The sequence below is a fragment of the Amycolatopsis sp. NPDC048633 genome, assembly GCF_040650695.1.
Lineage (GTDB): Bacteria > Actinomycetota > Actinomycetes > Mycobacteriales > Pseudonocardiaceae > Amycolatopsis.
This window is the reverse complement of the sequence record NZ_JBEZHS010000001.1, coordinates 39,456-57,861: the sequence shown is the minus strand read 5'-3', so window position 1 is coordinate 57,861 and position 18,406 is coordinate 39,456. Positions and strand designations below refer to the sequence as shown.

General features: G+C 71.4%; 16 protein-coding genes. 14 read left to right on the top strand and 2 right to left on the bottom strand.

All coding sequences use genetic code 11. From position 1 onward, the window contains the following. Positions 1 to 74 precede the first annotated feature (74 nt). Positions 75 to 1,742 carry an ABC transporter ATP-binding protein gene (locus AB0C38_RS00305; protein WP_360664132.1) on the top strand — a complete coding sequence of 556 codons (1,668 nt, stop codon included), beginning with the start codon at positions 75 to 77 and terminating at the stop codon, positions 1,740 to 1,742. Further along, entirely contained in the window at positions 1,739 to 3,796 is a 2,058-nt protein-coding gene (locus AB0C38_RS00300) for an ATP-binding cassette domain-containing protein (protein ID WP_360664129.1), read from the top strand. Before AB0C38_RS00305 ends, AB0C38_RS00300 begins: the two co-directional genes overlap by 4 nt. Before the next feature lie 236 nt (positions 3,797 to 4,032). On the opposite strand, the gene AB0C38_RS00295 is transcribed toward AB0C38_RS00300, so the two are convergent. Together AB0C38_RS00295 and AB0C38_RS00290 are read right to left on the bottom strand one after the other, a co-directional pair. Then, positions 4,033 to 4,446: a thioesterase family protein gene (locus AB0C38_RS00295; protein ID WP_360664126.1), complete on the bottom strand. Its 414-nt coding sequence runs from the start codon at positions 4,444 to 4,446 to the stop codon at positions 4,033 to 4,035. Continuing rightward, positions 4,440 to 5,720, bottom strand: a complete 1,281-nt coding sequence (locus AB0C38_RS00290) for a hydroxyacid-oxoacid transhydrogenase (RefSeq protein ID WP_360664123.1) — start codon at positions 5,718 to 5,720, stop codon at positions 4,440 to 4,442. Before AB0C38_RS00290 ends, AB0C38_RS00295 begins: the two co-directional genes overlap by 7 nt. Positions 5,721 to 5,855: 135 nt before the next feature. On the opposite strand from AB0C38_RS00290, the gene AB0C38_RS00285 reads away from it, so the two are divergent. The 12 genes from AB0C38_RS00285 (at position 5,856) to AB0C38_RS00230 (ending at position 18,365) form a co-directional block, all read left to right on the top strand. Next, complete coding sequence (locus tag AB0C38_RS00285) at positions 5,856 to 7,514, top strand: thiamine pyrophosphate-dependent enzyme (protein ID WP_360667388.1); 1,659 nt, start codon at positions 5,856 to 5,858, stop codon at positions 7,512 to 7,514. 212 nt (positions 7,515 to 7,726) lie between these two features. Beyond that, positions 7,727 to 7,900, top strand: coding sequence for a hypothetical protein (locus AB0C38_RS00280; protein ID WP_360664120.1), 174 nt, complete (start codon positions 7,727 to 7,729; stop codon positions 7,898 to 7,900). 206 nt (positions 7,901 to 8,106) lie between these two features. Continuing rightward, entirely contained in the window at positions 8,107 to 8,310 is a 204-nt protein-coding gene (locus AB0C38_RS00275) for a cold-shock protein (RefSeq protein ID WP_013222289.1), read from the top strand. 64 nt (positions 8,311 to 8,374) lie between these two features. Beyond that, entirely contained in the window at positions 8,375 to 8,599 is a 225-nt protein-coding gene (locus AB0C38_RS00270; RefSeq protein WP_360664117.1) for a heavy-metal-associated domain-containing protein, read from the top strand. A 614-nt stretch (positions 8,600 to 9,213) separates the two neighbouring features. Next, positions 9,214 to 10,248 carry an NAD(+)/NADH kinase gene (locus tag AB0C38_RS00265; protein WP_360664114.1) on the top strand — a complete coding sequence of 345 codons (1,035 nt, stop codon included), beginning with the start codon at positions 9,214 to 9,216 and terminating at the stop codon, positions 10,246 to 10,248. Continuing rightward, a complete protein-coding gene (locus AB0C38_RS00260; protein ID WP_360664111.1) occupies positions 10,245 to 11,201 on the top strand; it encodes a thiamine pyrophosphate-dependent dehydrogenase E1 component subunit alpha in 957 nt (318 codons plus the stop codon). The genes AB0C38_RS00265 and AB0C38_RS00260 overlap by 4 nt, the downstream gene beginning before the upstream one ends. An 11-nt stretch (positions 11,202 to 11,212) precedes the next feature. Then, positions 11,213 to 12,226, top strand: coding sequence for an alpha-ketoacid dehydrogenase subunit beta (locus AB0C38_RS00255; RefSeq protein WP_360664108.1), 1,014 nt, complete (start codon positions 11,213 to 11,215; stop codon positions 12,224 to 12,226). Then, the gene (locus AB0C38_RS00250) at positions 12,223 to 13,293 is read left to right on the top strand and encodes an acetoin dehydrogenase dihydrolipoyllysine-residue acetyltransferase subunit (RefSeq protein WP_360664105.1); all 1,071 of its coding nucleotides are present in this window, start codon (positions 12,223 to 12,225) and stop codon (positions 13,291 to 13,293) included. Before AB0C38_RS00255 ends, AB0C38_RS00250 begins: the two co-directional genes overlap by 4 nt. A gap of 164 nt (positions 13,294 to 13,457) precedes the next feature. Beyond that, positions 13,458 to 14,720, top strand: a complete 1,263-nt coding sequence (locus tag AB0C38_RS00245) for a GAF domain-containing protein (RefSeq protein ID WP_360664102.1) — start codon at positions 13,458 to 13,460, stop codon at positions 14,718 to 14,720. A 14-nt stretch (positions 14,721 to 14,734) separates the two neighbouring features. Next, positions 14,735 to 15,871, top strand: a complete 1,137-nt coding sequence (locus tag AB0C38_RS00240) for a histidine kinase (RefSeq protein WP_360664099.1) — start codon at positions 14,735 to 14,737, stop codon at positions 15,869 to 15,871. Positions 15,872 to 15,978: 107 nt separating this feature from the next. Then, positions 15,979 to 17,400 (top strand): hypothetical protein, encoded by a 1,422-nt coding sequence (locus AB0C38_RS00235; protein ID WP_360664096.1) that lies wholly within the window; start codon positions 15,979 to 15,981, stop codon positions 17,398 to 17,400. Next, positions 17,397 to 18,365, top strand: a complete 969-nt coding sequence (locus AB0C38_RS00230) for a glutamate ABC transporter substrate-binding protein (RefSeq protein ID WP_360664093.1) — start codon at positions 17,397 to 17,399, stop codon at positions 18,363 to 18,365. The genes AB0C38_RS00235 and AB0C38_RS00230 overlap by 4 nt, the downstream gene beginning before the upstream one ends. The last annotated feature ends 41 nt before the right edge of the window (positions 18,366 to 18,406 follow it).

The following is an 18,406-nucleotide window of genomic DNA, read 5'->3' as shown; positions in this document are numbered from 1 at the left end:
GCCAAGTGCGCCGCTCCCGCACGTTCATTCTGGCCCCGGAACCGCCTCGGCGGTACCTCGTCCGAAGGAGTGAGATGCGCGGCTCCGCCGATCGGTTGCTGGTCCGGGTAGCCGGCCTCGACCGACCGCGGCTCGCCGCCATCATCGTCACCGCTCTGGTCGCCACCGCGGCCGGGCTGCTCCTTCCCGGCGCGCTCGCGGCCGCGGTCGACGCAGTGGTCGCGGGCCGCCCGAGCGGCCGCGAAGTCTCGTGGCTGCTGCTCGTCGGCGGTACCGAGATCGCGGCCGACGTCGTCGGCGGGATCCTGACCACCCGCGTGACGGCGACGGCGTCCGCCTGGTTGCGCCGCACGCTCTCCGACAAGCTCTTCGCGCTCGGCGCCCGTTCACGCTTCGCCGAGGGCGACGCGATCAGCAGGCTCACCGGCGACTGCGTCGGTGCCGGCGGCATCGTGACTATCGTCGTCCAGTGCGGCTCGATGCTGGTCATCTCCTCCGGCGCCGTGGTGCTGCTCGCCCTGCTCGACTGGTGGCTGGCGCTCGTCTTCCTCGGCAGCATCCCGTTCGCGCTGCTGCTCGCGCGCAGCCACCTCAAGCACACCGCCGACGACGTCCTCACGTACCAGCAGGTTTCCGGCGAACTAGCCGCCCGGATGGTCGACGCGGTCGCCGGCCTACGCACGATCGCGGCGTCCGGCACAGCCGACCGCGAAGCCGAGCGCGTGCTGCGCCCCCTGCCGAAGCTGGGCATGGCCGGGCTCGGCATCTGGCGCACGCAGGCCCGCATGGTCTGGCGCGCCGGCTTGCTGACGCCCGCGGTGGAAATCTCCGTGCTGGCCGCGGCCGGCTTCGGCGTCCTCGCGGGCCGGCTCAGCGTCGGCGACGTCGTCGCGACGCTCGGTTATGTCACCCTCGCGCTCGGCCTGGTCACCCAGATCCCGCTGCTCACCATGCTGTCCCGGGCCCGCGGCTGCGCCGAACGGCTCGTCGAGGTCGTCGACGAGCCCGCACCCGAGCCCGGCAAGCTCCCGCTCCTGCCCGGCGACGGCACCCTCGACCTCCGCCACGTCGGCGTCACCGGCGCCCTCGCGGAGATCGACCTGCGCATCGAAGGCGGCACCTTCCTCGCGGTCGTCGGCCGGTCGGGCGCGGGCAAGTCCGCGCTGGCCGGTGTGCTCGGCGGGCTGATCACGCCCGACGAAGGCCAGGTCCTCCTCGACGGCCGCCAGCTCGAGCGCCTCCGCCGCGAGGAGCTGCGCGCGGTCGTCGGCTACGCCTTCGAACGGCCCGCCCTGCTCGGCACCACGGTCGCCGACGCGGTCGGCTACGGGTCTTGGGCCGGTGAGGCTGCGGTCCGCAGCGCCTGCCGGACCGCACAGGTCGACGAGGTCGTCGTCCGCCTACCCGACGGCTACCACACGCCGTTGACCGAGACGCCGCTTTCCGGCGGCGAGGCTCAGCGGCTTGGCCTAGCCCGCGCGCTCGTGCACAACCCGCGCGTCCTGATCTTCGACGACGCCACGGCCAGCCTCGACACGGTCACCGAGGCCGCGGTCGAGCGCGCTTTGGCCGGCGCGCTGCCCGGCCGAACCCGCGTCGTCGTTACCCACCGCGCGGGCACCGCCGCCCGCGCCGACCTGGTGGTCTGGCTCGAGGAGGGCCGGATCCGCGCGGTGGCCCCGCACGCCGCCCTCTGGCAGGAGCCCGGCTACCGGGGTGTCTTCACGGAGGACGACGAGTGAGCCTGCGCCGGTTGTACTGGTCCGCTCTCGCCGGGCAGTGGCGTGGCGGTGCGGTGCTGCTTGTGTGTTCGCTGCTCGAAGGCGTACCTGCTTTCTTCTCGGGACGGCTCGTCGAGCTGTCCGTGGACCGGGGGTTCTCGGTCGGCGACCCGGCGGCCGGCCTCGGCTGGCTGGCGTTGTTCGGGCTCGCCGCCGTGCTCGGCGCGTTCGGCTCGCGGATGGTGTGGCACCAGCTCGGCAAGGTGGTCGAGCCGCTGCGCGACGCGCTGGTGACCGCGGTCGTCCGTGGCGTGCTGCACGACGAGTCCCCGCCGCGCAACCAGCCGGACTCCAGCGGCGTCGCCCGGATCACCCAGCACGTCGAGGTGGTCCGCGACGCGACCGCCGGCCTGCTCGTGCAAGCCCGCGGCATGCTGGTGACGACGGCGTCCGCGCTCGCCGGCCTCGTGACGGTCGCCGGCGCGCTGGTGGTCCCGGTCGCGGTGCCGGTGGTCGTCTCGTTGGTCGCCTTCGTCTGCCTCCTTCCTTCTCTCGCTCGTCGTCAGCGCGCGCTCGCCCTGGCCGATGAGCACACGGCCGCGACGGCGGGCGCGTCCCTGGCCGGGATGCGCGACATCGTGGCCTGCGGTGCCGAGCCGATCGCCGCGCTGGCGATGTACGACGCGGTCGACGCCCAGGCGACGGCCGCGATCCACGTGGCGCGCTCGAGCGCCCTCCGGTCGCTGGTGATCTCGATCGGCGGGTTCGTCCCGTTGCTGCTCGCGCTGGCGTTGGCCCCGGGGCTGGTGGCCCGCGGCGAGCTGACCGCGGGCGCGGCCTTGGGCGCGCTGGTCTACCTGGCCACGACGATGCAGCCGGCCTTGCGTGGCCTCGCGGCCACGGCCGGCACCGTCGTCCTGCGCCTGCTGGTCGCCCTCCGCCGGCTTGCGGAGACAGCCGAGCTGCCCGCCGTTCCCGACGGGACCGCGACCCCGCGCGGCACCGACGTCCGGGTCCGCGGCCTGACGTTCGGCTGGGGCGCGACGGCAGAGCCCGTGGTCCGTGGCTTGGACCTGGGGCTGCGGCCGGGGGAGCACCTCGCCGTCGTCGGACCGAGTGGTATCGGCAAGTCGACGCTGGCCGGCTTGCTGACCGGGATGCTCAGCCCACAGGAGGGCATGGTGCTGCTGGGCGGCGTCCCGGTCCGGGACGTGCCCGCGGCGCTCCGGCACGAGCTCGTGGCGCTGATCCCGCAGGAGGCGTACGTCTTCGCGGGAACCGTGCGGGACAACGTCGGTCTCTTCGCCCCGTCAGCCCCGGACGACGCACTCTCGGCCGCCGCGGATGCGGTGGGCGCGGGCGCGTTGGTCCGGCGCCTCGGCGGTCTCGACGCCGAGATCGGCCACGGCGGCGAAGGCATCTCCGCGGGCGAAGCACAGTTGCTCGCGCTGGCCAGGGTCTACGCCAGTTCGGCGGAATTCGTGATCCTCGATGAAGCGACCTCCCATCTCGACCCGGTGTCGGAAGCCCGCGCGGAGCGGGCCTTCGCCGCGCGGGGTGGTGTCCTGGTGGTGATCGCGCACCGGCTTTCGTCGGCTCTGCGGGCGGACCGCGTGCTCGTCATGGACGGCCGCGAGACCGCTTTGGGCCGCCACACCGACCTGTTGGCCAGGTCGGCGCGGTACGCCGAACTCATGCAGGCGTGGGCGACACCGGTGACCGGGGAAGCGATCACCGGTGCCGGCCCGACGGCGGACGCGGGCAGCCAACCACCCGGTACCAGGGGTTCGCCGCCTGTGAGCAGTGACGCGGCCGTCGGCGGGGCGCCTTCCGGCGACGAGTCCGCGATCTCTGCCACGCCGTCTCCAGGCAGTGGTGCGGCCGTTGACGGGGCGCCTTCCGGCAACGGGTCCGCAACCACTGTTCGTCCTCATGTGGGCAGCGGATCCGCGGCCGTCGGCGGGGCGCCTGCCGACGACGGGTTCGCGGCCACCGCGAGGCCGTCAGCTCATCGTGATTCCGGTGCCACCGGATCGACGCCTAGGTCGCCATCCGTGTCGCGAGCCGCACGGTGAGCTGACCGTCCTTCCACTGTGGACGGATCTCATGCGTTCCACTTTATCCGCGTCGAGGGGCCGCGGAACCCCTCGACGCGAATCTGTGGACAACTCGCCGATCTTCGCACTGCCTGTGGACAACTCGGGCCGATCGACCGGTTCTGTCGGTGCCGTGATGCATGATCGGAAGCGCGGGAAGAACCCGGCCCGGAACCGGCACCGTCAGAGAGGAGGTGAACCGCCGGCGGTCGACGTCATCCGGGTTGCAGCGCTTCCAACGCCTCACGCAGCTTGCCGGCGAGCGGTGTCGGCCGGCGGGACTCGCGGTCCACGAAGACGTGCACGAAGTGCCCTTCCGCGACCAGGGACTCATCGGCGGCGTACATGCCGATTTCGTAGCGCACGCTGGACTTCCCGAGGTGCGCCACACGCAAGCCCACCCGCAACGCTCCAGGAAAGGACACCGATGAGTGATACCCGCAGTGCGACTCGACGCACAGCCCGATCACCTCCCCGGCTTCGATGTCGAGGCCGCCCTGCTCGATCAGCCACGTGTTGATCACGGTGTCCATCAGCGAGTAGTGCACCACGTTGTTGACGTGCCCGTAGACGTCGTTGTCCTTCCAGCGCAACGGAACCGTCTGCCAGTGCGGGTACCCGTTCACCACAGTGACACCGACTCGCGCAGGATGCCGGAAAGGTCCTCCTCCGACGCTTCGCGGGGCGCGGTGGCCAGCAACCGCTGCTGCTTCAGTGTTCCCTCGACCAGGGAGTCCACATCGGACTCCGTGTAGCCGACGGCACCGATGCCGTCCGGGATGCCGATCCGCCGCATCAGGTCGATCAGCACCGCGGGCAGGTGGTCGGCGAAGTCGCCGGGCCACTCGAAGTCGGGCGCCAGCAGGCGCGCGACGCGCAGGTGGCGGTCCGGTGCCGCGTCGAAAGTGAAGCGGAACGCGGCGGGCGCGGTCAGGGACACGGCCATGCCGTGCGGCACCATGGGTTCTTCGCCCGGATAGCCGTCCGGGTGGAAATCCCTGACCTGACCGGCGATCGGGTACGCGTTGGCGTGCGGGATGTGCACGCCGGCGTTGCCGAACCCGAGTCCGGCGAACGTCGCGGCCAGGGCCATGGCTTCGCGTGCCTTAAGGTCGTCGCCCTCGCGCACGGCGGCGGGGAGGGCCCACGACAGCAGCCGCAGCGACTGTTCGGCGAACATGTCGGCCAGCGGGTTCGAGCCGCAGTACGGCACGCGCTGCTCCGGGCGCTTGCGCTCGAACTCGGTGTACGGCTTCGCGGTGTAGCTCTCCGCGGCGTGGCAGAGGATGTCCATGCCGCTGGCAGCGGTCACGCCGGCGGGCTGGCTGACGGTGAGCCGCGGGTCGACGACGGCAAGGGTCGGGCGCAGCCGCAGGTGGCTGATCCCGCTCTTGACGCGCAGGGACAGCACGTCGAGCACGCAGACCGTGGTGCTCTCCGAGCCGGTGCCGGTGGTCGTGGGAACGGCGACCAACGGCTTCAGCGGGCGGTCCGGTGCGCGGCCGCCGCCGACGGGAGCGTTGACGTAGTCCATCAGCTCGCCGTCGTTGCTGGTGAGCAGGTTCGCCGCCTTGGCGGTGTCGATGGCCGACCCGCCGCCGACGGCGACGAAGGCGTCGTACGGACCGGTTCCGCGGGCGAAGTCAACCGCCTTCTGCATGCTGACATCGGTGGGTTCGACGTGTACGCCGTCGAAGATCTCGGTTTCGATGCCGTAGCCCGCGATCCCGTCGGCGATGCGGCGCGGCCAGCCGGTCGCGGCGACCTGTGGGTCCGTCACGACGAGCACACGGTGCACGCCGTACTGGGTCAGGTCGTAGCCGATCTCGTCGCTGGCGCCGGTGCCGTACTTCAACGCCGGTGCGCCATAAGTAAAAACGGTTTCATGTTCGGTCGCGGCCAAGACTGAGGTCCTCGCTCCCTTGATCGGCTAACAGTCGGTCAAAGCGGACATTCAGTCCATCCTTACCGGGTTTCGGCGAAGATCACTTGACTGCACTGAACGGTGCCCGCCTAAGCTCTCCTCATTAGATACCAACTGGGAGCGACCGTCGCCCAGACGGCCGTGCGGATCCTGACCGAGGCGCGTGTCCGTCGCGTGTACGCGGTGGTCGGCGAGTCCTTCCTGGAACTGCTCGACGCCCTGCAACGCGAGCGGGAGATCACGCTGGTCTCGGCGCGCCACGACGCAGGCGCGGCGTTCATGGCGGAGGCAGAGGGCAAGCTCACCGAGCGGCCCGCAGTGCTGCTCGCCAGCCGGGGGCCGAGCGCGGCGAGCCTGGCGATCGGCGTCCAGACGGCGTACCAGGACGAGACGCCGATGGTCGTGCTGCTGGAGACGCCGGCGGCCGAACCGGTGCCGTCGTCGTCGGGGGAGCTGCCGACGTCGGACCTGACGGACATGTTCGAGTCGATCGCCAAGTCGACGCTGCGGGTGACCGACCCGGACAGCCTGCCCGGGCTGCTCGCGCACGCGTTGACCACGTCGCAGGAAGGGCGGCCGGGGCCGGTCGTGCTCGGCGTGCCCTGCGACATCTGGGGGATGCCCTACGACGCGGCGAAGCCGATGGCGCGGGTCCGGCCGCCGGCTTCGGGCACGCTGGGCCGTTCGGCGGACGCCGTGGCGCAACTGGTGGACGAGGCGAAGTACCCCGTGGTCATCGTCGGCGGGCGGGCGCGGTCCGCGCGCGACGAGCTGATCGCGGTCGCCGACGAGCTCGCGCTGCCCGTCTACAACGCCTTCCGGCGACAGGACGCCTTCCCGGAGAACCACGCGCGCTACGCCGGTCACCTCGGGCTCGGCATCCCGGCGCGGCAGCTGGACGCCCTGGAACGGGCCGATCTGGTGCTCGCGCTCGGCACCCAGCTCGATGAGGTCACCACCCAGGCCTACCGCTACCCGACAGCCCAGCAGACGCTGGTCATGGTCGGTACCGGCATCGAGGTCAGCATGCGGCGGCGCGGGCTGACGTTCCGGGTGGACTCCGAGGTCGAGCCGTTCCTGCGGGAGCTGCGCGAGGTGGCGTCGCCGCGGACGCGGCGGGCTTCGGCGGCGAACGCGGCCGTCCACACCTTCATGACCCCGCCCGACACGAGCGGCAACACCCGGGTGCACCCGGTCGACGTCGTCCGGGCGCTGCGGAAGCTGGCGCCCGAAGACACCATCGTGACCAGCGATGCCGGCAACTTCGCGCAGTTCATGCACCGGTACTGGTGCTTCACCGCGCCGCGCAGCCAGCTGGGGCCGAGCAACGCCGCGATGGGCTACGCCGTGCCGGCTGCGGTGGCGGCGAAGCTAGCCGAGCCGCGGCGGACCGTCGTGGCCATGGTCGGTGACGCCGGGACGCTGATGACCGGCCAGGAGATCGAGACGGCCGTGCGGTACCGGGCGCCGGTGATGGTCGTCGTCTTCCAGAACGGCGTGCACGGCGCGCTCGCCATGCACCAGGCCCGTACGCACGGCAGGCTGTCCGGGGTGTCCATTCCGCTGACCGACTTCGCGTCGTGGGCGCGTGGACTCGGCGCGGCCGGGTACACCGTGGACGATCGCGAGGAGCTCGAGCCGATCATCGCCAGCGCGCTGGTGCGGCAGCGGCCGTGCGTCATCGACGTGCGCACCGACCCGGACGTGGTGACCCCGGACGTGCGGCTTTCCGCCCTGCTCGGGCAGGCTCGTCCGCAACCGCCCGCCCAGTAAGGGTTTGCTCGGTTTCGCTTCGGAAAACGCCGGGGAAGTTGTGTGGTAGCACGGCGGCGGCTCAGGTAATCTGGCGTTGTTCCGGTGGTGGTTCGCCGCTGAACCTTCCCGGCCGGGTCCCGGCGGGAACAACCGGTTTCTGTCGGTGCCGCATGGCACCATCACGGTCATGACCCGCGCCGAAGCGGGCAGGGAACGAGGGGAGTTTCGACGTGACCGATCACCAGCACGCATCCGAACCAGCGCGGAAGTCCTCCGGCGTCGTACCGGTGCTGTTCAGCGCCAGCTCGGAGGCCCACGACGACGCCGTGGTCGCGGCGGAACGCGACACGACCTGGCGTTCGCCGTTCACCGCGGAGGGGCTGCGCCCGGCGAGTGGCGAATAGCTCACCCCGCTCGGGTGACGATGGCTTGTCCGCCCTGCTCAAGGTGTGCTTTACTGACGATGGTCTAGATTTTTGTGTTCGTGTTGAGTCACGCTCGCAGAATTCAGCGGGCGTAGTGTCTCCTCGCCGAGGAAGCAAACCGTCCTGGTGGTGACCCGGGGCGCCGAAGTGGCTTCCTGATTTGTGGTTGCATATGGAGATTTTTGATGACTCAGGGCACTGTGAAGTGGTTCAACTCCGAGAAGGGGTTCGGCTTCATCACCCCCGACAACGGTGGCGGCGACGTCTTCGTTCACTACAGCGAGATCCAGGGTAACGGCTTCAAGAGCCTCGAGGAGAACGCTCGCGTCGAGTTCGAGATCGGCCAGGGCCAGAAGGGCCCGCAGGCCACGTCGGTCACCGTGATCTGACTTTGATCTTGGGAAAGGGCCGTCACCCGTTCGGGGTGGCGGCCCTTTTCGTATGCTGCGCACCATGATCGAGCACGGTTACACCGTCTCCGGGATGAGCTGCGGGCACTGCGCCCAGTCGGTCACCGAAGAACTCACCGGCCTGCCGGGAGTGACCGAAGTGGACGTCGACGTCGCGATCGGCCGGGTGGTCGTTCGTGCCGAAGGCCCGTTGGTGGAGGACGACGTGCGGACCGCGGTCGAGGAGGCCGGCTTCTCCTACGAGGGCACGGCGAGCCTGGTCTCGTAGCTCTTCGCCGGGGCTGGAGCTCGGTTCGTTCTTCTCCGGCGAGTTGATCTCCAGGGTGGACACTCCACTGGAGATCCCGGCCCGGTGTGATCTTCGGCTCAGCCGGGCCGCGGTCGCCGATATGGCACGCGCCCGTGGGGTGGCCGGGTTGCGCGCGACCGGCACCGCGCGGTGCCAGAGCCCGCGCGGCGAGCAAGGTGGCCAAGCAGCACGTCAGGCGCGTGGCCGGCACCGGCGCTTGCGGTGTGCACGGCACGGCCGGTTGGCGCGGCTGCGCGATGGACGCGGCATCGCCGCAGTAGGCCCGGCGCGGACCCGCGATCCGGACGGCACAGCCCCGCGATGGGCGCGGCGCGGCCGCGCGATCCGGACGGCACAGTCCGGCGATCCGACCGCCACAGCCTGGCGATCCGGACAGCACAATCCCGCGATCCGGACGGCACAGCCCCGCGATGGGCGCGGCACAGCCTCGCGATCCGACCGGCACAGACCCACGATCCGGACGGCACAGCCCGCCGGCGGCTGCCCCTGTGAACACTGCAACGGCCTGCAACCCTTCCTTTTCGCCCGCCCTAGGAGTCTGCTGTTCTCCGGTGCGGTGACAGGAGGCCAGGTTGGGCGAGACGGTGGCGGGGATCGTCGCGAATCCGGCTTCGGGGCGGGACATCCGCCGGCTGGTTGCGCAGGCTTCGGTGTTCCCCACCGCGGAAAAGGCGAACATGGTCCAGCGGCTGCTGGCCGCCTTCGCTGTGACCGGGCTTGATCGGGCTCTCGTGTCCACCGATCTGGGTGGGATCTCCGCCTCGGTTCTCAAAGCGCTCGGGCGGGGTGGGACCTGGCCCAAGGTCGACTTCTGCGAAGACGATCCGATCACCGGCACTGCCGCCGACACGACCAATGCCGTCCGCCGGATGGTCGAAGCCGGGGCCGGGGTCATCGTTGTCCTCGGTGGGGATGGCACTGCTCGCGTTGCCGCCGCGGCCTGCGAAGACGTTCCGCTCCTTGCTCTCTCCACCGGGACCAACAACGCCTTTCCGCAGATGCGGGAGGCGACCGTCGCCGGGTTGGCCGCCGGGCTGATCGCCACCGGGCAGATCGATCCCGATCTCGTCACGCACCGGGTCAGCATGCTCGAAGTCGTCACCAAAGCCCGCCGGGAGATCGCGCTCGTCGACGTCTGCGTGTCGCTGAGTCGGCACATCGGGGCGCGGGCGCTGTGGGATCCGTCTTCGCTCACCGAGCTCTACTGCACCTTCGCCGAACCCGACGGCATCGGCCTCTCCAGCGTGCCCGGGCAGCTGTGCCCGAGCCCGCGGTCGAGCCCGGACGGCGTCGCGCTGCAGCTCGGGCCCGTCGACGAGACGCCGTACGTCGTGCACGCGCCCATCGCGCCCGGGCTCGTCCGGCCCGTCGGGGTCCGCGGGTGGGGCGTGCTCACCCCCGGGATGCGGGTCGAGCTCGCCGCGTCGGGTGGCGTCATCGCGCTCGACGGGGAGCGCGAACTCGAACTGAAAATCGGCGAAAGCGCCTTCGTCGAGCTCAAGCCGGACGGCCCGTGGGTCGTGGACGTCCGGGCGGCGATGGCGGAAGCGGCACGGAAAGGGCTGTTGCGCACGGAAACCGAACTAGGGAAGGAGCGTCGAAGATGACGGACACCCTGCGGGAGGCGTATCGCGTGATGCGCACCATCCGAGCGTTCGAAGAGCGGGTGCACGAGGAGTTCGCGACAGGCGAAATTCCCGGGTTCGTGCACCTCTACGCCGGTGAGGAGGCCTCCGCCGCGGGTGTCTGCGCCCACCTCGACGACCGTGACGCCATCGCCAGCACCCACCGCGGGCACGGCCACTGCATCGCCAAGGGCGTCGACGTCAAGGCCATGATGGCCGAGATCTACGGCCGCCGGACCGGCTCCTGCCACGGCAAAGGCGGCTCGATGCACATCGCCGACCTCTCGAAGGGCATGCTCGGCGCGAACGGCATCGTCGGCGGCGGCCCGCCGCTCATCTGCGGCACCGCCCTCGCCGCGAAGCAGCAGAACACCGGCGGCGTCGGCGTCGCCTTCTTCGGTGACGGCGCCAGCAACCAGGGAACGACGCTGGAGGCGCTGAACCTCGCGTCGGTCTGGGACCTCCCCGCCCTCTTCATCGCCGAGAACAACGGTTACGCCGAAGCGACGTCGAGCACCTGGTCCGTCGCCTCGGACAACATCGCCGACCGCGCCGCCGGGTTCGGCATGCCGGGCGTGATCGTCGACGGGTTCGACTTCTTCGCCGTCCACGAAGCCGCGGGGGAGGCCGTCGAACGCGCTCGCGGCGGCGGTGGCCCCACGCTCATCGAGGTCAAGTTCACCCGCTACTTCGGGCACTTCGAGGGCGACCAGCAGACCTACCGGGCCGGTGAAGTCGCCCAAGCCCGCGAGAACCTCGACTGCCTCAAGCAGTTCCGCACCCGGGTCACCGACAGCGGTGAGCTGCGCGAACGGGTTCTCGACGACATCGACGCCGAAGTCGCGAAGCTCATCGAAGCCGCCGTCTCCGAAGCAAAGGCCGCGCCGAAACCCACGAAGGAAGACCTCGAGACCGACGTCTACGTGTCGTACTAAGGAGCGCCGTCATGGCCAGGACGATCAGCTACCGCGACGCGATCAACGAGGCGCTCACGCAGGAGATGGAGCGCGACGAGACGGTCATCGTCATGGGCGAGGACAACGCGGGCGGCGCCGGCAGCCCCGGTGACGACGACGCCTGGGGCGGCGTCCTCGGCGTCACGAAGGGCCTCTTCCACAAGTTCCCGGGCCGGGTGCTCGACACGCCGATCTCCGAGTCCGCCTTCATGGGCGCGGCGATCGGCGCCGCGACGCGCGGGCAGCGGCCGGTCGCGGAGCTGATGTTCATCGACTTCATGGGCGTCTGCTTCGACCAGATCTTCAACCAGGCGGCCAAGTTCCGGTACATGTTCGGCGGCAACGCGCGGACGCCGGTGGTGATCCGGACGATGTACGGCGCCGGGCTGCGGGCCGCGGCGCAGCATTCGCAGTGCCTGTACCCGATCTTCACGCACATCCCGGGCCTGAAGGTCGTCCTCCCGTCGAGCCCGTACGAGGCGAAAGGCCTGCTCATCCAGGCCATCCGCGACGACGACCCGGTGATCTTCTGCGAGCACAAGGCCCTCTACGACACCAGCGGCGACGTCCCCGAGGACAGCTACACGATCCCGTTCGGCGAGGCGAACGTCGTGCGCGACGGCGGTGACGTGACGATCGTGGCCTTCGGCCGCATGGTCGCCATCGCCGAAGAAGCCGCGAAAGAGCTGGCCACCAGCGGCATCGAAGCCGAGATCATCGACCCGCGCACCACCAGCCCGCTCGACACCGAGACGATCCTCGAAAGCGTCGAAAACACCGGGCGCCTGGTCGTCGTCGACGAGGCCTCGCCGCGCTGCAACCTCGCCACGGACGTCTCCGCGCTCGTCGCGAAGGAGGCGTTCGGCTCGCTGCGCGCCCCGATCGAGATGGTGACGCCGCCGCACACACCGGTGCCGTTCTCCGACGCGCTCGAGGACCTCTACATCCCGGACGCGCAGAAGGTCCTCAACGCGGCGAAGGCGGTTGTGGAGTACCGGCGATGATCCGGCCCGTCACGATGCCCAAGTGGGGCCTCTCGATGGAACGCGGCCGGGTCACCGACTGGTTCGTGGCCGAAGGCGACGAGGTCAAGACGGGTGACGACCTCGCCGACATCGACACCGACAAGATCAACGGCACGCTCGAATCCCCGGGTGACGGCGTGCTCCGGCGGGTGATCGCCGAGGCCGGCGAGGAGGTGCCGGTCGGCGGCACCATCGCCCTGCTCGCCGAAGCGACCACAGCCGAGCAGGAACTCGACGAAGCCGCCCGGAAAGCCCGCGCGGAGATCGACGCGGGCGCGGTCGAGGCACCGGAAGGCCCGGTCACCGGCACCGTCGAGGTCGGCGGCAGAACACTCGCCTATGCGACGCTCGGTACCGAGGGCGACGTCGTCGTCCTGGTCCACGGCTTCGGCGGCGACAAGAACTCCTGGCTGTTCGTGCAGGAGCCCCTGGCCCGGACGAGGGTCGTGCACGCCCTCGACCTGCCCGGACACGGTGATTCGACCAAGGACGTCGGCGACGGCTCCCTCGACACCCTGGCCGACGCGGTCCTCGGCTTCCTCGCCGCGCTGGGCATCGAAAAAGCCCACCTGGTCGGGCACTCGCTGGGCGGCGCGGTCGTCACGGCGGCGGCCGCGAAGGCACCGGGCAAGATCACAAAGCTCACGCTCATCGCCCCGGCCGGGTTCGGCACCGCCGTCAACGCCGGTTACCTGCGCGGATTCGCGGCCGCGACGACCCGGCGCGAGCTGAAACCGCACCTGAGCGCCCTGTTCGCCGACCCGGGCCTGGTCACCCGCCAGCTGGCCGACGACCTGCTCAGGTACAAGCGGCGAGACGGCGTCGGCCAGGTCCTCGCGACGCTCCTTGACACGCTCCTCGACGGCGACGCGCAGGCCATCGCCGCAGCTCCACTGCTGTCCAAAGTGGACTTACCGACCAAGACGATCTGGGGCCGCCAAGACGCCGTCCTGCCGCCGGGAAACGCGGACGTGTACGTCGAGAACGCCGGGCACATGGTGCATCTGGAGGCTCCGGGCGCCGTGCTCGCCGCGATCACGGGCTGACCCGCCCCGCGCCTCCGGTGGCTCTTGGCCCCACCGGAGGCCGCTGAAGGGCTCTTCGCCGGCACCTCCCTCGCCGGCGAAGAGCCCTTCGGCGAGATTGTCGCCACCTTCCGATCAGCGGACCGAAAAGGCAGACTGAGGAGGCGGAGCGCAAGGAGCGGCGGTTGGGGCAGCGAGACCTCGAGGCAGCGTTGCCTGCCGGGGTGGATCCCCGGCGGCACGCCCATGTCCTCGCGCGGGTGCACGAAGCGGCGTTGGCCGGAAAAGCCCTGCCCAGCCGGCCGCGGCCGGTCATCGACGCGTCCTGGCAGCGGATGCGCCGGCTCGGCATCGATCCCGACAGCCGGTCGGCCGCGCCCGTCCTGACCGTCGAAGAGCTGGAATCGCGTCGCCGCACGAGCGGGCTGGCCGAAGCTCTGCCGACGCTGCGAGGCGGCCTGAACAGCCTGGCCGAGCAGGCCGCGCACATCATGGTGATCGTCGACGCGGGCGGCAGCGTGCTCTGGCGCGACGGCAGCGCCGCGGTCCGCCGCCGCGCCGACCGGCTCGGGTTCGTCGAAGGCGTCGACTGGCAGGAGGAAGCCGTCGGCACCAACGCGATCGGCACGGCCCTGGTCACGCGCCGCCCGGTCCAGATGTACGCCGCCGAGCACTACGTCCGCGCGCACCACTCCTGGACGTGCGCCGCCGTGCCGCTGCACGACCCGCGCGACGGCAGGCTGCTCGGCATCGTCGACCTCTCCGGCCCGGCCTCGACCGTCCACGCGACGACGTTGGCGCTGGTCGACGCCGTGACGCGGCTCGCGGAGTCCCAGCTGCGCACCACCCACCTCACCGAGCTGGAACGGCTGCGGAGCTTCGCCGTCCCGGTGCTCGCGAAGGTCGGCGGGCAGGCCGTCGTCGCCGACGAACACGGCTGGGTCGCCGCGGCCGCCGGGCTCGCGCCGGTCGACCGGATCGCGCTGCCCGCGAACCTCGCGCCGGGCGGGGTCTGGCTGCCCGCGTACGGCCACTGCGCGGTCGAGCCCGTGCCCGGCGGCTGGTTGGTCCGCCCCACCGAAGGCGACGCCGCTCCGCCGACCCGCGTCGTCCTCGACGTCCGGTCGCCACGCGAACCCGAGCTGACCGTGGCCGGCGCGGCCGGGACCTGGACGCACCGGCTCAGCCCGCGCCACGCCGAGATGCTGTACGTGCTGGCCAGCCACCGCGCCGGCCGCTCGGCGTCCGAGCTGTCCTCCGACCTGTTCGGCGACGCGGGCCGCACGGTCACCGTCCGCGCGGAGATGTCCCGGCTGCGCCGCCACTTCGGCGGCATCCTCGGCGCGAAGCCGTACCGCTTCGCCGACGACGTCGAAGTGCTGGTCCGGCGCCCGCCGAGCCCCGAAGAGGTGCTGCCGCACTCGCTCGCCCCGGCCATCCGCGGCTGATCACGCCGGGGAAGATGGGGGACGTGCCGAAACGTCCCCTGCTGCCGGACACCATCGCGCCGAGCTGGCTCGTGGTGCAGGTGCTCGGCACCCTGTTCTTCGCCGGGACGCTGGTGACCGCGCGCGAACCGGACCCCTGGATCTGGACCGCCTACGGCGTCGCGAGCGCGTGCTGGCTCGGCTTCGTCGTGCTCGCGCCCCGGTGGCCGAAGACGGCGGTCGCGCTGCTCGCTGTGGCCAGCGCGCTGCCGGCGGCGCTCGTCGGCCGGGCCGGGGACTCGTCGGCGATCGTCCTGTCCGTCATCGCGCTCGGCAGGCTCGCGGCGCTCACCACGGCCGGCGTCGGCGTGATCCTCGGGGTCGGCCTGCTGGACATCGTGCTCGCGGTGACCGCGCACCTGGTCGCCGGGCACTTCGCCGGCGCGGCGCTCGCCGACCCCGCCGTGATGCTGCTGCTCGTGCTGGTCGGGCTCAACCGCCGCCAGTACGAGGTCCAGGCCATCCAGGCCGGGGCGCTGCTCGAACAGACCCGGCTCGCCCAGGCGGAACACGCACGCGCCGCCGCGCTCGACGAACGCACGCGCATCGCCCGCGAGATCCACGACGTCCTGGCGCATTCCCTGGGCGCGCTGGGGGTCCAGCTCGAGCTCGCCGAGGCGCTGCTCGAAGAACGGTCCGATGTGGACGGTGCGCTGCGGTCGGTCCGGCGGTCACGGCGGCTGGCCGCCGACGGGCTGGCCGAAGCCCGCAACGCCGTCGCCGCGCTCCGCCGTGACGTCCCGCCGCTGGCCGAGGCGCTCGCCGCGGTGGCCGCCGAGCACGCCGGCAACCACAGCGTCGAAGTCGCTTTCGACACCGTTGGCGAGGCCCGGCCGCTGCCGTCCGCGGCGGTCGTCGCGCTGGTGAGCGTCGCGCGGGAAGCCCTGACGAACGCGGGCAAGCACGCGCCCGGCGAAGACGTCCGGATGCGGCTGGGCTACGCGCCCGGCGTCGTCCGGCTCGACGTCCGCAGCAAGCTCGGCGAATTCACTCGGACAGGTGAAGGTTTCGGCTTGGCCGGGATGCGCGAGCGCCTGGCCCTCGCCGATGGCACGCTGGAATCGGGACCGGACGACGGCTACTGGCGCGTACGGGCGGAGATCCGGGGCTGACCTGCCCGCCTCGAGATCACGTGCTGGTGACAGCGGGCGGTGCCCGTGCCCGCGCGCACGGCGACTCGGCTACCTTCTGCGGGTACGCTTTCGGGGAGGAATCGGGGATGACCAGCACTGCGACGGCCCCGGGTCCCACGGCGCCCGCGCCGGGACCCCCACCGCCGTCGCCACCGGACGGCCGCGACCGCGCCGGGGGCCGCAGCGGCCTCCTCGGGCTGCTGGACCTGCCGGGCCAGGCGGTTCGCGCGATCATCCGGTCCGCCGCGACCATGCCGGGCCGGCTCACCGTGATCGCCGTCGGGCTGGTGCTGCTGGCCCTCGTCGCCGGGCTGATCGCGACGCTGTCGGTGCAGGACCGCGACGACACGATCAGCGGCGTCATCGACCACCGCGAGCCGCTGGCCGCCGCGGCGCAGCAGGTCTACAAGTCGCTGTCGGACGCCGACGCGACCGCGGCCAGCGCGTTCCTTTCGATTGGCACCGAGCCGCCCGAGCTCCGCTCGCGCTACGAGCGCGACATCGCCGAAGCCGGCGCCGCGCTCGCGAAGGCCGCCTCCGACTCCTCCGACGTCGCCGACGCGGCCGCCCCGGTCGACGTCCTCAACCAGTCGCTGCCGGTCTACACCGGGCTCGTCGAAACGGCCCGCGCGAACAACCGCCTCGGCTACCCGGTCGGCGCCTCCTACCTGCGCGAGGCGTCCGAGCTGATGCGCGCGAAGATCCTGCCCGCGGCGCAGGACCTCTACCGCGTCGACACCGAGAAGCTGATCGAGGAGCAGGACAGCGCCACCGGGTTCCCGTGGCTCGCCACGATCCTCGTGGTCGCGTTCCTCGCCGCGCTGATCGCGGCCCAGGTCTACCTGACCCGGCGCACCAACCGGCTGCTCAACGTCGGGCTCGTCGTCGCGACGGCCGCCGTCGTGGTGTCGCTGCTGTGGGGCGCGGCTGCGCTGGTCGTGCAGGGCAGCCTGGTCGGCAGCGGCCAGGACGACGGTTCGCACCGCGTCGACGTGCTCGTCCGCGCGCGGATCGCCGCGCTGCAGGCCCGCGCCGACGAAACGCTGACCCTGGTCGCCCGCGGTGACGGCGCGACGTACGAAAGGGACTTCGGCACCAACGCGGCCCAGCTGGTCGGCCCGGACGGGCAGGGCGGCCTGCTCGCGGAAGCCCGCGGCCTGATCACGGACGGCGAAGGCGCCGCGAAGGTCGCCGACGCGACGAGGGCCGCGGAAGACTGGCTGAAGGCGCACAAGCAGGTCCGCAGCCAGGACGACTCCGGGCAGTACCAGGAAGCGGTCGACACCGCCGTGCTGGAGGACCGCAAGACCGGTTCGGCGCCGGCGTTCCGGCGGCTCGACGACAGCCTCCAGGCGGCGATCGACGTCGGCAGGCAGGAGTTCCTCGACGACACCCACGACGGTGACCGCGCGCTGACGTTCCTCGCGCCCGGCCTGGCCGTGCTGGCCGTCATCGCCGCGGCGGGTGTCACCATGGGGATCCGGGAGCGACTGAGGGAGTACCGGTGAGCAGGCGCGGGAACACGGTCCGGGCGGGCGTGCTGGCGGTCGTCGCGCTGCTCGCGGCGTCGTGCGGCAGTCCCGGGAAACCGGTCGACCCGGCCCCGGTGAGCAACGCGGCGTGGCCGCAGCCCGCGCACGTCGGCGGGCCGGACGCGACCGCGGGCGGCGGTGCGGACACCAGCTGCAACCCGCTGGCCAGCCTCCCACCGAACGGGACCATCGGCAGCGACTCGACCATGGCGAAGATCAAGGAACGCGGGAAGCTGATCGCCGGCGTCGACCAGACCACCTACCTCTTCGGTTTCCGCAACCCGACCACGGGCAACCTCGAGGGCTTCGACATCGACATGGTCAACGCGATCGCCCGGGCGCTGTTCGGCACCTCCGAGGGGCGCGTCCAGTTCCGCGCGATCTCGTCTTCGCAGCGCGAGGACGTGCTGAAGGACCACCAGGTCGACGTCGTGGTCCGGACCTACAGCATCACCTGCTCCCGCAAGAAGGACGTCGACTTCTCGTCCGTCTACTACCAGGCGGGGCAGCAGATCCTGGTCGCGAAGGAGTCGAAGACGGAGAAGCTTTCCGACCTGAGCGGCAAGCGGGTGTGCGCGGCGAAGAAGTCGACGTCGCTGGCGAAGATCGCGACGGACCCGGCGAAGCCGGTGCCGATCTCGGTCGACAACTGGTCCGACTGCCTGGTGATGCTCCAGCAGGGGCAGGTCGCGGCGGTGTCGACCGACGACACGATCCTCGCCGGGATGGCCGCGCAGGACCCGACGCTGAAGGTCGTCGGCGGGCAGTTCACGCAGGAGAACTACGGCATCGGCGTGCCGAAGGACAACGAGGACATGGTCCGCTACGTCAACGCCGTGCTCGAGGAGATCCGCGGTACCGGCGTCTGGCAGGACAGCTACCGCAAATGGGTGGAGCCCTCGCTGGGGGCGGCCTCGCCGCCGTCGCCGCAGTACCGGTGAGCGCGTCGCGACTAGGATTGGTCCCCGCAGGCCGGGGATCT

Excerpts from the sequence above, each read along its gene's own strand:
- AB0C38_RS00260 (WP_360664111.1), top strand. The coding sequence starts at position 10,245 with ATGACGGACACCCTGCGGGAGGCGTATCGCGTGATGCGCACCATCCGA.
- AB0C38_RS00270 (WP_360664117.1), top strand. The coding sequence starts at position 8,375 with ATGATCGAGCACGGTTACACCGTCTCCGGGATGAGCTGCGGGCACTGC.
- AB0C38_RS00250 (WP_360664105.1), top strand. The coding sequence starts at position 12,223 with ATGATCCGGCCCGTCACGATGCCCAAGTGGGGCCTCTCGATGGAACGC.
- AB0C38_RS00235 (WP_360664096.1), top strand. The coding sequence starts at position 15,979 with ATGACCAGCACTGCGACGGCCCCGGGTCCCACGGCGCCCGCGCCGGGA.
- AB0C38_RS00255 (WP_360664108.1), top strand. The coding sequence starts at position 11,213 with ATGGCCAGGACGATCAGCTACCGCGACGCGATCAACGAGGCGCTCACG.
- AB0C38_RS00305 (WP_360664132.1), top strand. The coding sequence starts at position 75 with ATGCGCGGCTCCGCCGATCGGTTGCTGGTCCGGGTAGCCGGCCTCGAC.
- AB0C38_RS00275 (WP_013222289.1), top strand. The coding sequence starts at position 8,107 with ATGACTCAGGGCACTGTGAAGTGGTTCAACTCCGAGAAGGGGTTCGGC.
- AB0C38_RS00240 (WP_360664099.1), top strand. The coding sequence starts at position 14,735 with ATGGGGGACGTGCCGAAACGTCCCCTGCTGCCGGACACCATCGCGCCG.